At 37.7% G+C, this 15,235-nt stretch carries 13 protein-coding genes and 1 pseudogene; 4 read left to right on the top strand and 10 right to left on the bottom strand.

Annotated features, from left to right (window positions below):
* Positions 1-7: 7 nt before the first annotated feature.
* Positions 8-1,207 carry an MFS transporter gene (locus JF73_RS00560; protein ID WP_046327359.1) on the bottom strand — a complete coding sequence of 400 codons (1,200 nt, stop codon included), beginning with the start codon at positions 1,205-1,207 and terminating at the stop codon, positions 8-10.
* A gap of 415 nt (positions 1,208-1,622) precedes the next feature.
* On the opposite strand from JF73_RS00560, the gene JF73_RS00555 reads away from it, so the two are divergent.
* Together JF73_RS00555 and JF73_RS00550 are read left to right on the top strand one after the other, a co-directional pair.
* Positions 1,623-2,537 carry a LysR family transcriptional regulator gene (locus JF73_RS00555; RefSeq protein WP_046326554.1) on the top strand — a complete coding sequence of 305 codons (915 nt, stop codon included), beginning with the start codon at positions 1,623-1,625 and terminating at the stop codon, positions 2,535-2,537.
* A 42-nt stretch (positions 2,538-2,579) separates the two neighbouring features.
* Positions 2,580-3,401 (top strand): triphosphoribosyl-dephospho-CoA synthase, encoded by an 822-nt coding sequence (locus JF73_RS00550; RefSeq protein WP_046326553.1) that lies wholly within the window; start codon positions 2,580-2,582, stop codon positions 3,399-3,401.
* A 29-nt stretch (positions 3,402-3,430) separates the two neighbouring features.
* Here the strand turns inward: JF73_RS00550 and coaA are convergent, their stop codons facing one another.
* The 8 genes from coaA to JF73_RS00510 all read right to left on the bottom strand — a co-directional run bounded on the left by coaA (position 3,431) and on the right by JF73_RS00510 (position 11,045).
* A complete protein-coding gene (gene coaA / locus JF73_RS00545) occupies positions 3,431-4,342 on the bottom strand; it encodes a type I pantothenate kinase (RefSeq protein ID WP_046327358.1) in 912 nt (303 codons plus the stop codon).
* Positions 4,343-4,345: 3 nt separating this feature from the next.
* Positions 4,346-4,957, bottom strand: coding sequence for an ECF transporter S component (locus tag JF73_RS00540; protein ID WP_046326552.1), 612 nt, complete (start codon positions 4,955-4,957; stop codon positions 4,346-4,348).
* Between the two features lie 126 nt (positions 4,958-5,083).
* Positions 5,084-5,875: an alpha/beta fold hydrolase gene (locus JF73_RS00535; protein WP_046326551.1), complete on the bottom strand. Its 792-nt coding sequence runs from the start codon at positions 5,873-5,875 to the stop codon at positions 5,084-5,086.
* A gap of 13 nt (positions 5,876-5,888) precedes the next feature.
* Complete coding sequence (locus JF73_RS00530; protein WP_046326550.1) at positions 5,889-6,809, bottom strand: LysR family transcriptional regulator; 921 nt, start codon at positions 6,807-6,809, stop codon at positions 5,889-5,891.
* A gap of 114 nt (positions 6,810-6,923) precedes the next feature.
* The gene (locus tag JF73_RS00525; RefSeq protein WP_046326549.1) at positions 6,924-8,495 is read right to left on the bottom strand and encodes an acyl CoA:acetate/3-ketoacid CoA transferase; all 1,572 of its coding nucleotides are present in this window, start codon (positions 8,493-8,495) and stop codon (positions 6,924-6,926) included.
* Positions 8,496-8,804: 309 nt separating this feature from the next.
* Entirely contained in the window at positions 8,805-9,200 is a 396-nt protein-coding gene (locus tag JF73_RS00520; protein ID WP_223895917.1) for a MaoC family dehydratase, read from the bottom strand.
* 42 nt (positions 9,201-9,242) lie between these two features.
* Complete coding sequence (locus JF73_RS00515; RefSeq protein ID WP_046326548.1) at positions 9,243-10,181, bottom strand: nitronate monooxygenase; 939 nt, start codon at positions 10,179-10,181, stop codon at positions 9,243-9,245.
* A gap of 69 nt (positions 10,182-10,250) precedes the next feature.
* Positions 10,251-11,045 carry an enoyl-CoA hydratase-related protein gene (locus tag JF73_RS00510; protein ID WP_038520686.1) on the bottom strand — a complete coding sequence of 265 codons (795 nt, stop codon included), beginning with the start codon at positions 11,043-11,045 and terminating at the stop codon, positions 10,251-10,253.
* A gap of 369 nt (positions 11,046-11,414) precedes the next feature.
* On the opposite strand from JF73_RS00510, the gene JF73_RS00505 reads away from it, so the two are divergent.
* Positions 11,415-12,170: an MIP/aquaporin family protein gene (locus JF73_RS00505; RefSeq protein ID WP_046326547.1), complete on the top strand. Its 756-nt coding sequence runs from the start codon at positions 11,415-11,417 to the stop codon at positions 12,168-12,170.
* Between the two features lie 89 nt (positions 12,171-12,259).
* Here JF73_RS00505 and JF73_RS00500 read toward each other — a convergent pair whose 3' ends face one another.
* Entirely contained in the window at positions 12,260-14,140 is a 1,881-nt protein-coding gene (locus tag JF73_RS00500; RefSeq protein ID WP_046327357.1) for a flavocytochrome c, read from the bottom strand.
* A 121-nt stretch (positions 14,141-14,261) separates the two neighbouring features.
* Here JF73_RS00500 and JF73_RS00495 point away from each other — a divergent pair.
* Positions 14,262-15,187 (top strand): annotated as a pseudogene (locus JF73_RS00495) (LysR family transcriptional regulator).
* The last annotated feature ends 48 nt before the right edge of the window (positions 15,188-15,235 follow it).

The following is a 15,235-nucleotide window of genomic DNA, read 5'->3' as shown; positions in this document are numbered from 1 at the left end:
TTTTACATTAATTTTTGATGTTGAAATTTTTACTACGACTAATTAAGACAACACATAGAACTACCGAAATGATTGTTATGACTGTAGTTATCCAAAATACCATTAGCGTACTTGTAGCGTTAGCCTTTAATACAAACGCGGCTACAAGCGGTGCCACGAAGTAAACTACGGCTGGAGCAAAACTATAGTATGAAGTAATTTTCCCGTGACTCTGGGGGAAATAAGAAGTCAAAACAGAAAGTCCAACCTGCCATACTCCTCCTGCAGTAAAGAAACCGACAGCCAAAGCACCTATTTCACCGGCTAACAGGGATGGCTTTAAGACCATAAATAGCAGACCAAGAGCAGTGATTGCCGAATATACCATAATTAAATTCAATCTTTTTACCTTAGTAACTAAAGCTGATGTCACAAACACAGATATTAAGGAAGCAATTGAATACCATGATACAAGCTGATTGGCGTTAGCAGCGGGCTCATTTAACACATACTGCCCGTAGTAAGGAGCATAAAGAGAAAAAATATAGAATGTAAAGCAAAGCGTAAAGCCTAAACCAATAATCATCAGGCCATCAACGGCTAACTTAGGCTGATTCTGCTCACTAACACCAGTCTCTTGTTTTTTCTCTGTTGCAGGTGCGGCTTTTGCTTCAGCTTGTGGGGCAAAAGCCGTCTTCATTGTAAATACAACATCCAGTAAAATAATAATGACTAATATTAACGCTGTAATCTTGGGGTTTTTAATTACTTTCACGCAAAATGGAAATACCATTTGCATTACTTGCATTGCAGCTTTAACAAACGAGTTCATTGTAGCTGTTTTATCTGGAAAAGCATCTGCAAGTGCAGGATAACCCGCAGTATCGCCAAATGAATTGGTTGCACCGAAAACCATTGCCGCTAAACCGGCTACCCAAATATTATTGGCAAAAGCAGCGCCAAGAAGAAAGATTGCGTCACTTAATAATGCAATTAACAAAGTCCTTTTGCGACCAATCTTATCTGAAATAGCACCAGCAAATAGAATTGTAAAAATTCTACCCAAGCCCACCATTGCAATTACAAGCGAGACTTGGGTTTCAGTAGCATTCCAAGAATGGGCCAATATTTCCCTATATTGACTAATAAATAAGGTAGCTGCTCCCACAACTGCAAAATGGATATAAACAGAAGCGGCAACACCACTATAACTTTCACCTTTTTTCATAGCTTTACCTTTCAAAATTAAGACTGCTAATATTTCAGAAATAAATATATCTTATTAAAACGGATATGAATAATTATTTCTGACTGCTAAATTATAAAAAATAACTATAATTAGCAGCATTTATACCCTCTATTGTCTTGTTAAACAGATACTTATCAGGTATCTCACAGTAATAAATTGCATATCCATATTGCCAAGGCAGCTCAAAGTTATTTGTTAACGCAAAGAAAGCTGCTAGTTTTTTAAATCCCCTTTGCCCGGAACAGCGACTACTAAATAGAACAATCAACAATACGACGGGAATATTAATTCTAGCAGTAATAATATAAATAAATCTTGTAAGGGCTTTACAAAAATGAGTATAGTGTTTTTTAATATAAGTATTAAATATAAAAATACTTTTTGAGGTAAGATCATGAATCTAAATCAACTCTACTATTTTTGCGAATTGGCAGACCAAAAACAATACACTAAAGCAGCAGAAAACTTGTTTATCAGTCAACCGACTCTTTCAATATCGATTAAACAATTGGAAAATGAACTGCACTGCAAATTGTTTAAACATAATGGACGCTACGTGCAATTAACTGAATATGGGCGCATTTTTTATGATACTGTGACCAAATCACTAAATATTTTAGATAGTGGTAAAAAGAAGATTGAACAGCGTATCAGTCAAGATCAAGGCAACATCCATATTGCCGGCATCCCTACAGCAATTGGGACTATTTTGCCCCACTTAACTAAGCAGTTCCAACAAGAAAGCAATATTTCCCCGCATTTCATCTACCACGATAACCCTTCATATCAGATTTGCGAAGGCATTAAAAATGGTTGGTATGATATCGGAATTTCTTCATTTGTACCTGAATTTAGTTATTTTACTTACATTCCCCTTTACACCGAGGAAATTGTTGCTATCGTTTCAAAAGAAAACGACCTAGCCAAAATAAATGAAATCTCTCCCGCAGAATTACAAGGTGAGCCAATTATTACTTATTCCAAAAAAATTCAGATTGGTAAAGACATCACCAATGCTCTACTGGCAACCGCATCTGATCTAAGTATCACAAATAGACTGCATGATGAATTGGCGATTGCGGGACAAGTGTTGACCAATGATATTGTCGGCATCGTTGCCAAAACTATTTATTTGAGCGGTTTCGATATTCACATCATCAAACTGGACTTACCTAAAAATACTCGTCAGGTTTATTTAGTTTATGACCCCAATCAGAATTTTTCACCGGGAATTGTTGATTTTATCGACTTTCTTAAAAGCCATAAACCAGATATTCAAAAAATTGTTGATAATATTCCTGTCAATTAAAATTTCCAAAAATAACGCAACTAATGGAGAAAACGGATAACTATGACTAATTCAATTACCACAAACGCCCTACGTGCTCTTTTATATGAAGTCGTAACCGAACCAAAGCCGGGTTTGGTAAATCCTGCAAGTTCCGGCCCGCATCCAGATATGGATATTTACACTTTTATTGACAGCAGCTTAAGCTTAGAATCATATTTTGCTGCTGCTGTTCAAATTGGGCAAAATTTTTCAGCTACTGATTTAACCAAAATGTTTCAGCAATTGCGCAAAAGAGGCATCATCGCTGAAAAAGAAATGTTTACTGCTACTCATGGTGTCAATACTCATAAAGGAGCAATATTTGCCTTAGGGATCTGTGCTTGTGCCGAAAGTTATTCTGCAGTTAATAACACCGAATTATTTCTCACCATTACCCAGATGTGCCGTGGTCTTGTCCACCATGATCTAGTGGAAAATAACCAGTTGCAAACAGCAGGAGAAAAAGAATTTATACAATATCAAATAGGCGGAGCACGCGCACAAGCTGAACAAGGTTATCCTGTGGTCAGAGAAGTTGCTTTGCCTTTCTTAAAAAACAGTACGGGAACACTACAAGCAAGACTCATTGACACACTAATTAAAATAGCTGCAGTAAGTGTTGACAGCAATTTGATTAAACGAGCTGGCAATTATAGTGTGATTAAATGGCTGCACGCAGGAGCAACAAAATACTTGGCTTTAGGCGGCTATCAGACTTTGGCCGGAAGAAAGCAACTGCAAAAATTATGCCGTGATTGTTTAATACACAATTATAGTTTAGGCGGCTGTGCCGATTTACTGATTGTCACCATTTTTGTAGCTCTTCAAAGAGGATACATATAAAAAAAGAAGGCGCTCTGCCTTCTTCTTTTTTAATAATTACGTAAATACACATAGTTAATCTCATGGCCGGCTGTTTTATGCAAAATAACATTGGCCCTTGACTTAGTAGGCGCGATAAATTCACGTAGGTTAACTAAGTTAACGGTTTGCCAGACCCTTTCCGCCATTTCGACAGCTCGTCTTTTTGGTCCGTTTGCCCAAGAATAATAAAAACTGGCAGGATTATTTTGGTTCATGACCAGCAGATGAACAAAACGTTGCAAGAACCATGTCCTGATCAGTTTTTCATTTGCATCAATATAAATCGAAAAATTAAAAAAATCACTTGTCGCAATCATTTTATTAGGTGGAATTTGCAGGGTATTTATCCCTTCAATAATTAAAATATTAGGATTAGTAATCTTGCCGTAACCGCCAGGAACAATATCTGACAGTTCGTGTGAATATAACGGATAAAACACTTCTTTTTGGCCACTGGCTACATCTGATAAAAAATCTGCTAGCAGTTTCATATTGTAAGATTCGGGGAAGCCTTTACTATCCATCAGTCTTTTTTGCTTTAATTCACGATTAGGATATAAAAAGCCGTCTGTCGTCATCAGTTGTACTGTCAATTTAGGATAAAGGCGTTCAAGCAAGACTTTTAACAGGCGCGATACTGTGGATTTCCCGACGGCAACTGGACCAGAAATACCAATAATAAAGGGTTTATTAACATTATTAGCCCCAATAAAATGGTTCATTGATTGCAGCAGCAATTGTTCGTTATGCACAAACAGATACAAGTAATGCACCAAGGGAGCATAAATTTCGTTAACATCGCTGGAGTCGACAATATCGCCTAATGAAGTGAGTTCTTTTAACTCATTTTTGCTGATTTTGCTGGTCTTACTCTTTGCCTGGGACCAATCCTGCCGTGAAATTTTAGTAAAGTTTTTCATCATTTATGCTCTTTTCATTATATAGTGCAAAGGCGTAACAACTATAGGTGTGACTATTGCAGTAAAAATCGCTTCGACTAAACCATTCATTCCCAGCGAAACAAGTAAAACTATAAATAGCGGCATCCCTGCCGTGAAATTGCCGATATTTGAGAGCAATATTTGCGGATTTCGCATAAAGAATAAGCTGGCTAAAGTAATGACCAGTCCCGTGTTGGTCAAAGATGTTACAGCCCCATTTAATACATAAACCCACTTTTTGACCGGTAAATTCTTTTGCTGAAAATATTTAGTAATCAAACTAGGGAAAAGTCCGGCCAAGATGCTTGGTACTAAAGAAATTACCGGATTGCGAAACAGCAAGAGACTAACCATATCTCCCGGCTGTGTGTACGCCACCACTAACCTGGTCAAACCCCAAAATAGGCCAAAAACTGTACCATAACAAGGATTAAGTAAACTACCATAAATAGCAACAGTTAACGGAATGGTAGTAATAGCCGGAATCGCTGGCAAAATACGGATGTAGCCAATATTAGGTACAAAGGTTTGTAAAATCAATATCGCCATAAACACAGCAGTAACTGCTAATTTAACTGTATTATCTCTTTTCATACTTTTACTCCATATTGTCTTTGTCATATTTATCATTATTCAGTCTGCCAATAATGGTATCTGCTATTATTGAACTTTCACTTTTTTAATGACGTCTGTAGCAAATTGCTATTGGGGGCATGCATGCTATTCAATCCCTAAAAATTTGCCCAGCAAATGATTAAATTCTGCCGGTTTTTCAGCCATTATGTCATGACCGGCATCAGTAACAGTGTTGATTTCAATGTGTTGATTGTGCTTTTGCATTTCATTCACGTAGCCGATCCTAAAGTAAGGACTTTTAGTTGAACTGATTGATAGCGCCGGAAAATCGATACTATAAACAGTTTGACGCCAATCTTTTTGAACGTGATCAAAAAGCAGTGGCATATTTTCCTCGCGCTTAAAGGGATGCTGCCGTTTAAACGGATATAGTTCAGACCAAACTTGGCTATCAATCCCATTTAGCGTTTCTTTAATATGATCATAATGGGATAATACCTCTTTAAAATTATGCCGCGTTAATTCTATCTGGCCGTGAGCCCAGCCATAATGCCATTTTTCGTCATTCAGCATTTTGGGCGTTTGATCAATTGTAATGATCTTAGCTATCTTCAATTCGGGATGATATTTTAAAATGGCCCACACTAAACCTGCACCCATTGAGTGCCCGATTAAAATTATGTCTTTTAAATTTAATCTGGTAATTAATTCGGCAGCTTCATCTGCCAAGTCTCCCATGGTGCTTACTGCAGGTCCTTCTGAACTGCCGTGCCCAGCCAAGTCGAAAGTAATTACTTGGTAGCCGTGTTGGGTTAAGTAAGGCACTTGCCCAGCCCATACCACGTGGTTACCGCCAAAGCCATGACAAAAGACTACTGCCTGACCTTTTCCCGTCACTTCATAATAAATTTTCCTATTAGCAATTTGCATCAACATTTTTTAATTCCTTCTAGCCTTCAATAGAAATTTTTTTATACTTGGAAAAATATTTCAAAAACCAATTTTTAGTGTAATCAACCGCTGGACTCTCAATAGACGTGCTGGTGTTACAAAGTGAAATCCGCCACGGAAAAGCTGGTTCCATTTCCTTACTTTTGATTTCCTTGTCACTATAATTTTGTCCAATTGGGGCGGCCAAAATACCCACCAAATTTTCATCTCTTTGTACCAGGTTTAACACCAGATCCCAAGACACGGTTTGTAAAAAATAATTAGGTCTCTTGCGGTCCCCTCTGAATCTCTTATTTAGTTGGAAAGTAACCATAAAACTATCAGTTAAAGTCACGATCTTCTCTTTTTCGATTTCAGCAAACGGAATTACCTTGGCACCGGTTTGATTAAAACGATGATTAGCGTTAAACCACACGCGAACGCTGCTTTCATAAATCAAATTTTCATAGATGCCCTCAATTGTAGCGGGGGAAACAATTACCGCCAAGTCTATATCCCCTAGTACGAGCATCTTTTGCAAACTATAGGCTCCACATTCAACCAATTTAAGCTCAATCCCAGGATTAGAATTAATAAATGCAATCAAGGCGTCATTAAAAACAATAGAATTAATTACTGGAGCTATGCCAATTTTTACTATTCCATTCTTTTCTTCTGAAAAACGATTTAGTTTTTCCATCATTTCAACGTATTGTTGATATACTTTTCTTGATTCATTTACTAGAGCCTGGCCATAGCGGGTGAGCCCAATAATCCTGCCTTTTTTGTGCTTGAAAACTTTGATGCCCTTCCTAAATTCAATGTCTTTAATTGATTTACTAATTGCTGGTTGAGAAACATGCAAAATTTCCGCACTTTTAGTTAGGTTAAAATTATTATCTACCACTGCAAGCAAGTATTTAATCTGATTAATATCCAAGATAAGCTCTCCTACTTTCATTCACGTTCAGATTTATAAAAAAAGCAGCATTAAATGTATTTTTTCTTAAACCATTTAAAATACTGCTTCTTTTATTAGCTTAACTTAATAAAACTAATTATTATTTTTTATATTCATAAGCGGTTCCTGGAAAATCCTAGAATCCATTTCTTTCAAATCATCACTAATAATTGGTTTGAATTCCATTTGATCAAGAACGTCTTTTTGCAGATCAACACCGGGTGCGATCTCGATTAGTTTCAAACCATTTTCGGCTAATTCAAAGACAGCACGTTCAGTGACATACCATACTTTTTGCTTGTTAGAAGAAGCCACTTGCCCTGAAAATGTAACTTGTTGAACTTCCTTAACGAACTTCTTGACCTTACCTTCTTGGATAATGTGCAGCTTGCCGTCTTTAACTTCTTCTTTCAACCCAGCAGCTGTAAAAGTACCAGTAAAGATAATTTTAGGAGTATTTTGCGTAATATCGACAAAGCCGCCAGTACCAGCAATCTTAGGACCAAATTTAGAAACGTTCAAATTACCTTTGGCATCTGCTTCAGCCAAGCCCAAAAATGTTAAATCAATCCCGCCGCCGTCATAAAAGTCAAACATGTACGGCTCATCAATAATTGATTGTGGGGAAATAGCAGCGCCGAAGTCACCACCACCAAGTGGGGTGCCGCCAAAAGTACCGGGCTCAACGGTAGTCATGATATTATCGGAAAGTCCTTCTTCTTTTAAGACTAACGAACAGGTTTCTGGATACTGGCCAATACCGAAATTAACCACCTGGTCGGTTTTTTCATTAAAGAGCAGAGCAGCTCTACGTGCTATAACCTTTTTACTATCTAGCGGTATATTGATTTCATCTTCGGCTTTAATAACAGCAGAGCTGACAAAGTCGGGGTTATACTGAGTATCTGTTGTTTGCTTAGTCCACTCAGCACTATCAGCTTCTACAACATAATCAACTAATATCCCTGGGATTCTGATATCTTTAGGCTTCATGGAACCGCGCTTAAGCACACGTTTAACTTGAACAAAAACCTTGCCGCCATTATTATGAGCGGCCATGGCTATCGCTGTTGCCACTAGGGTAAGCGGCTCATCATCGAACGTAATATTACCATCTTCATCAGCAAATGTGCCCCGTAAAAGAGCAACATTTGGTTTTGGTACTTCATAAGCTAAATAATCTTTGCCATGAATATTGATCCTGTTGACCAATGTAGCGTTTTTAGCTGCATCATTTAGTCTACCGCCGCTAACCTCGGGGTCGACGAAGGTACCTAAACCCACATTAGTAATTAAGACCGGCTTATGTGCAGCCGCATCCCTAAATATTTGTGACAAAACTCCTTGAGGGAAATTAAAAGCTTCAAAATCATTAGCAGCTGACAATGGTTCCAGCTCTGGTGCTAGTGCCCAGTGTCCACCAACTAAACGATGCAGAAAGCCTTTTTCTGCAAAATTATTTGTCCCCTTAGTTTTGCCGTCGCCTATGCCGGCTGCGTGCCAAACATCCAGTCCTTTAGGATGTCCTTCTTTTTTATAACGTGCTCTCATGCATTCCAAAATTTCTTCTGGAGTATCTGTACCTAAAAACCCATCTAGTGCAATTACTGCATTATCTGGAATTAATTCGGCAGCTTTTTGACTATTAATAAATTGAATTGCCATCAGATTAATCCTCCTAATGAGTCAAAAAATAATTTATTCAATTACAATTAATAAAAATGAGTTTATTTAGATTGATGAGAGCACTTTATGTAATCAAAAAATTAATTTTAAAACCAATAACTATCCGAACTATGTCATTCATACATCGTTCCGACACAATAAGGGTAACGCTTACAAGTATAGATTGTGAAATACATAATTTTCACTGTCTATATAACTTTAAGTTATGGTTTTAATCAAAAAAACCTTGCACAAAACTAGTTAAATACTTGTTAGTGCAAGGTAGTTTGTTATCACATAAATTTCTTTTTACTTAGTAGCCATACATTGCGCTTGACCACTGGTAACAACAACATTATCTTGATTTGTTACAGTAGTATCATACACAACAATAGTGAAGTTCTTTTTAGGAATAAATTCAGTAATCGTACATTTGACAGTCAACACGTCATTTAAGTACACAGGTTTGACAAACTTAAGGGTTTGATCTAGATAAATACAACTTTCTTGTCCCGGAATATGCTCTGCTAAACAGGTAGAAATAAAAGCAGCAGTAATCATTCCGTGTGCAATTCTATGCTTAAATTGGGTCTTTTTGGCAAATTCTTCGTCCATGTGAACTGGATTATGGTCACCGCTTAGTTCAGCAAATTGTTGAACCAGTTCATCTGTAACTTGTTTAGTAAAAGTGCCAGATAGCCCAATTCTTAACTTTTCTTCAGCTATAATGCTTACCTCTTATTCTTTCTATAAAATTTCTACGCCTTTTTTAATGACTCTTTGGGCATCATCCATAAGGTCCTGCACAATTTGAGCAGCCGGTTTTGATTCTTTAATCAATCCGGCAACTTCACCAGACATGAAGAAGCTTTCTTTAGGATCGTCTTCTTGAACGCCTTTATAAAGGGCCTTATTCATAGCAGCATTGAAATCATCGCGAGAAACGCCAGTCTTTTCAAGTTCAGTTAACTTAAGAGCTTCTTCATTAGCAATTCCGCGGGTAGCGCCACCCTTAATAGAGGTACCTACTACTGCAGTTCCAGTATCTGTTGCGTCAATTACGGCTTTGCGCCAATTTTCACCGACTGGGCTTTCCTTGGCAATGGAGAATATCGTACCGCACTGCACTCCTTCTGCTCCCGCAACAAAGGCTTCAACAACTCCACGACCATCACCAATACCACCGGCAGCAATTAAAGGAATTGAAATTGCATCGGCGATTTGAGGCCATAAAACCATTGAAGTGGTGTTACCAATGTGGCCACCGGCTTCCATACCCTCAACAATCACTGCATCTGCGCCCATTTCTTCCATCTTCTTAGCAATTTTGACATTTGGAATAACAGGCATTACTTTCACACCTGCAGCTTTTAAGTCTGTCATATAAGGTTTGGGAGTACCTGCACCAGTAGTAACAATTTTTACTCCTTCTTCAATTAAAACCTTAACAACATTAGGGGTATTCTTGTCCATCAGCATCAAGTTAACAGCAAAAGGTTTATCAGTAAGTTTTTTGGCTTTTCTAATTGCTTCTCTAACCTGATCCGGAGTTTTTCCACCGGCAGCAATAATGCCTAAGCCGCCGCCGTTTGAAACCGCAGCAGCTAAGTCAGCTGTAGCAACTTCCTGCATGGCACCTTGAACAACTGGATATTTAATACCTAATAATTTTGTAACGCGATTCATATTAATCTCCTTAAAATATTTGATTTTTTAATTTATTTAATAAAGCAAAGGGAGGCTTTGAGTAATTAATTATTTACCTGAGAATTTTGCATCTCTCTTATCAACAAACGCACTCATTCCTTCTGTTTGATCTTTAGTAGCAAAAGTTTCAGCCCAAATTTGTGATTCCATGTCAATAGCAACATCAAGTGGCAAATCTGCGCCCCGGTCAACAGAATATTTGGCTAGAGCAACTGCAATAGGACCATTCTTCATAACCTGCTTGGCAATTTCACGGGCTTTGTTCATTAATTCTTCCGGCTCAACTAACTCATCAAGTAGACCGATGCGATAAGCTTCATCTGCAGAAATCATTGTAGATGTTGCAATCATTTCCTTAGCTTTTCCGCGACCAACTAGGCGTGTCAGGCGTTGTGTCCCACCAAAGCCGGGAATAATACCCAAGCCAACTTCGGGTTGACCAAACTTAGCTTTAGCAGAACCAACACGCATATCGCAAGATGAAGCTAACTCGCAGCCACCACCAAGTGCAAAACCATTGACAGCAGCAATCGTAAATTGAGGTAAATCTTCAATTTCGCCAAAAGACTTATGTGCCAGTTTTGATAACTCAAGTGCTTGCAGTGTGTTCATGTCGCGCATCTGTGATATATCTGCACCGGCAACAAATGATCTGGGACCAGCACCTGTGATTATCAAAACTTTGATCTCATCTTGGTGAGCTTTTACCTCTCTTAAGGCATCTCCAATATCTTGCAGTGTTTCAGAGTTTAAAGCATTCAAAACTTTAGGACGGTTAATGGTCAATGTGCCAATTCCATCTTCAGCTTCCAACAAAACGTTATCATATTTATTAAAACTCATAATTTCCTTGATCCTTTCAAAACATCAAACTCATTTTATGCTCTCACGGTTAATTTTTGTGTAAGCGGAAACAATTAGCAAATTAGGCTTGTTTTTTATTTTTTTCAGGATTTGGTAGTAAAAGCTTAAATAATCAGGGATTTAGCATCATTGAAAAAAAGTTATGGTAGAAATAACTTTTGTTAAATTTTGCACAAATTATGTCGTGAAATAGTTTTAAAGGCTTAATGCTTCAGCCTTTTCACTGGCAATAACTAAAAATAATGCTACTGATAACAAATAGTATTAATAGTCATTCAGCTATTTGTGTAAGCGTTTCACATTAGTTTATAGTTTGTGCAAAGTCTAATTAATTAAAGGAGGAAGATTATGACTGGAAGTTGGATGACGCGCTATCTTGCCGAATTTTTGGGGACAGCTGTTTTTATAGTTTTTGGTAACGGATCAGTTGCCAACTCATTTCTCAAGAAAACCACGGCCAATGGCAAAGACGGTCAAGCAAACGGAGGGTGGATTTTTATTGCGCTCGGGTTTGGCTTTGGCGTAATGATACCAGCAATGATGTTTGGCTCAATTTCAGGAAACCATATTAATCCCGCAATTACTATTGCAAAGGCTGCAGCTGGAGTTTTTCCCTGGAGTCATGTTACGCAATATATAATTGCCCAAATGCTCGGCGCTATTGTAGGACAATTATTGGTTGTTGCTATCTATTGGCCGTACTTTAGAGAAACTACTAATGGAGAAGGGCAAATTTTTTCTTGTTTTGCGACTGGTGAAACACTTAACAATAAGTTGAATGGTTTTATCGCAGAATTTATCGGAACTGCAATTTTAGTATTTACTTGTACTGGAATCTATAGTGGTGTATTCTTCAAACAATCTGTTGATATTGCCAATGTGGGTGTCGGGTTCATCATCATGGCATTAGTAATCGCCGATGGTGGTCCTACTGGCCCAGCGTTAAATCCCGCTAGAGATTTGGGACCTAGAATAGTTCATGCTATTTTGCCTATTCCTAATAAGGGATCTTCAAACTGGGACTACAGTTGGGTACCGGTTATTGCTCCTATTTTAGGCGCACTGGTTGGTATTTTTATTTACAAATTATGTTTTAAAATGTAGTAATTTATATGTATATTAATATTTACTTGCAATAAAAAAATAATAGTTAGCCAGTTAGGTTAACTATTATTTTATAAGCAGAATAGTATTTATTGCTGTGATGCGCCACTTAACGCATCACTTGTCTTAATCTCACTACATGCGGTGTCGGCAGCAATCCGGCCAAAGGTAAAAATGTCTGCTAATGAATTACCGCCAAGGCGATTACCAGCATGTAACCCACCAGCAACTTCTCCAGCTGCATATAGGCCGTCAATTACCTGTCCATCTTTGTTTATTACTTGTGCTTTTGGATTAATTCTTAAGCCACCCATTGTATGATGAATAGCTGGTTTACGTGGCGTAGCATAAAATGGTGCAACTTCACATTTAAGGTTGAATGCACTCTTACCAAATTCTGGATCATTACCAGCATCAACATAAGAATTATATTTTTTAATAGTATCGACTAAAGTAGCTGGATCCATGCCGGCTTTTTCAGCTAATTCTTCAAGAGTGTCCGCCTTTAACAGAGTACCCGCTTTTACCTGTGCTGCAAGTGATTCTTCCGTTGTATTATAGGCTGTAGCTTTTATTTTCTCATCAGCGATTAAGTAGAATAGAGTCCCATTGGCAATTGCTGCCTTAGCCAAGGTATCACGCTCTGCAAATTCGTTAACAAAGCGTTCTCCTTTTTGATTAACCATAATAAAGTTTTCAGGTGGAGTTTGAATACCGGTAAATAATTCACCAGTCTTAGGATCAGAAACTGGCATTAATTGAATAAATCCCATACCAACTAAATCAGCACCGGCTTCTTGACCTAGAGCTATACCATCACCAGTAATCGCTGGTGAATTGGTAGTAGCAATATCATCATCAATGTGTTTCCAATATGTGTTATACTTTTGCACCATTTTGGTGTTGGCACCAAAGCCGCCAGAAGTTAAAATTACTTTTTGCGCGTGAATGGTAACCTTACTGCCATCACTATTTTGAGCTACAACACCCGTGACTTCACCATTTTCAATTATTAAATGTTGCGCGCGCGTTTCAGTTAAAACCGTGGCACCATGATCTTTTACCCAATCACCCAAAACGTGAATAAAAGCGTACCCCATTGGTTCAACTGGTTTGTGACCGCGACGCCATAAAGCACCAACCGGCATAGTGACATCAGAGCGGTCAAATTTAACCCCTAAATCAGTCAACCATTTAACTGAATCAAGCACATTATTAACCAATTCAGTAACTAAGGCATAATTGCCGTGAATTTCATTACCGTTTAAATCAGTTCTTTTACCACCTAAATAAGTCTGTATCTCATGCAATAAAACTGAATCAAACAAGTAGTTTTTACCAGAATCTAAATAAGCTTTAATTTGTTTTTGCAATTCTTTAAAATCATCACGGTATTCTGGATCAATCTCAGCAATTGGAGTTGCAGCTAATTTTGCCAAACTTTCTTTTTCACCAGGTAAAGCCTTAAACTTATTCTGCCATTCTGGTTCAGCAGCATTTAAAGGTCCACCTGCTCTTGTTGTATTACCACCAATTTGAGGGAATTTTTCCAGCACGATTACCTTTTTACCATTTTGAATTGTTCTGGCAGCTGCCGCAAGTCCTGCCCCGCCAGCGCCAATGACTACAACATCAGTTTGGTATTCAGAATCAGTTGCATTAGCCGTCTTAGGCTTTGGTCTATTAAGCCACTCCTGTGCATCTCCGCCAGCTTTTGTAATTGCTTGGGCCACACCGTCAATTACGCCGTGACTAGAAATTGTAGCGCCGCTTACGGCATCAACGTTTAAAGTTTGGTTAGCAATAATTTGCTTGGGCAGACGTTTAAAGACTTCATCTGCTACTCCCGCAGTTTCGCCACTAGAGTCAATACCTATTTCTTTGATTTTATCTTCAGAAAGCGTCACTTTCATTGGCATAAAGCTAGAACCATGACCTTTAGCTTTAACTTCATAAGTACCTGGTTTCATCATTATTAATATACTTCCTTTCTTTTAATACTCAGCAATTAAATTTTACTAACTTTTCTTTTCAAAATGAAATAGTTTTATAGCAAAAACGCTATAATAAAATTGTTATCGGAGGTAAATTATGAATGATTCTGAAACTGTACTACATTTTATTGATGTGCTGCTAAAAGAAAGTAATTTTACTAGAGCAGCCTCTGAATTGTATATTTCGCAGCCATATTTAACCCAGCTAATCAAGCGAATAGAAAAAAGCTCGGAACTAAGATAATAGACCGTGAGACAATACCTTTTACATTAACTCAGGCCGGGGTAATTTATTATAATTATCTAGAAACAAAAATTACAAATAAACAAAAATTAACGGAACAATTGACCCAATACGTAGCACCTCATCAGGAAGTAATTAGAATAGGTGTTTTAGAAAGTCTAGGTTCTTTTTTATTACCAGAACTACTACCGCAGTTTCTTTTGAAAAATCCTAATATCAAAATTCAATTATCCGAGAATTTTCCCAGAGTAAGCGAAGCCCATCTCTTGCATGAACAAATAGATTGTTATCTAGGTCAGACCCCAGAATCACTTAACCGGGGATTGGACTTTTACGTTAACGGTGGTGAAAGTTATTTTGTTATTATTCCCCCGACATCAAAATTCTTTAAAAAGGGTCATTTTATTTTAAAGCCACAAGAATATGACATCAAAGAAATCTTACGTGAACCCTTTGTAGTTAGTTCAACTAATTCAGCTATCCGTCATCAAGTTAATGGCGCGTTTCAAAAGTTTCATATCAAGCCAAATATTATTTTAGAAAGCAGCAGTATTATCACTGCCACCAACTTAGCAATAAAAGGCGTAGGATTAACTATTTCAGCTGCAAGTATAATTAAAAGAATGGCGCAAACTCCAATTAATCTGCTTCCAGTCGATCAAAACTTAATCCAGATTAAGTATTTTATTGCTGTTAAACATGGTCAAGCACTCAAGCCAGGATTAAGCAATTTAATTAGAACCTTTATGAAATTAAAAATTAACCCCAACATCAGATAAAATGATAAACAAAAAAGAGGACCCGTTAGGTCCTCTTTCTGCTGCTCG

It is taken from the genome of Lactobacillus helsingborgensis (genome assembly GCF_000970855.1).
GTDB lineage: Bacteria > Bacillota > Bacilli > Lactobacillales > Lactobacillaceae > Lactobacillus > Lactobacillus helsingborgensis.
This window is presented reverse-complemented; position numbering and strand designations above follow the sequence as displayed.

Excerpts from the sequence above, each read along its gene's own strand:
- JF73_RS00560 (WP_046327359.1), bottom strand. The coding sequence starts at position 1,207 with ATGAAAAAAGGTGAAAGTTATAGTGGTGTTGCCGCTTCTGTTTATATC.
- JF73_RS00505 (WP_046326547.1), top strand. The coding sequence starts at position 11,415 with ATGACTGGAAGTTGGATGACGCGCTATCTTGCCGAATTTTTGGGGACA.
- JF73_RS00540 (WP_046326552.1), bottom strand. The coding sequence starts at position 4,957 with ATGAAAAGAGATAATACAGTTAAATTAGCAGTTACTGCTGTGTTTATG.
- coaA (WP_046327358.1), bottom strand. The coding sequence starts at position 4,342 with ATGAAAAACTTTACTAAAATTTCACGGCAGGATTGGTCCCAGGCAAAG.
- JF73_RS00555 (WP_046326554.1), top strand. The coding sequence starts at position 1,623 with ATGAATCTAAATCAACTCTACTATTTTTGCGAATTGGCAGACCAAAAA.
- JF73_RS00510 (WP_038520686.1), bottom strand. The coding sequence starts at position 11,045 with ATGAGTTTTAATAAATATGATAACGTTTTGTTGGAAGCTGAAGATGGA.
- JF73_RS00500 (WP_046327357.1), bottom strand. The coding sequence starts at position 14,140 with ATGAAACCAGGTACTTATGAAGTTAAAGCTAAAGGTCATGGTTCTAGC.
- JF73_RS00525 (WP_046326549.1), bottom strand. The coding sequence starts at position 8,495 with ATGGCAATTCAATTTATTAATAGTCAAAAAGCTGCCGAATTAATTCCA.
- JF73_RS00535 (WP_046326551.1), bottom strand. The coding sequence starts at position 5,875 with ATGTTGATGCAAATTGCTAATAGGAAAATTTATTATGAAGTGACGGGA.
- JF73_RS00550 (WP_046326553.1), top strand. The coding sequence starts at position 2,580 with ATGACTAATTCAATTACCACAAACGCCCTACGTGCTCTTTTATATGAA.
- JF73_RS00515 (WP_046326548.1), bottom strand. The coding sequence starts at position 10,181 with ATGAATCGCGTTACAAAATTATTAGGTATTAAATATCCAGTTGTTCAA.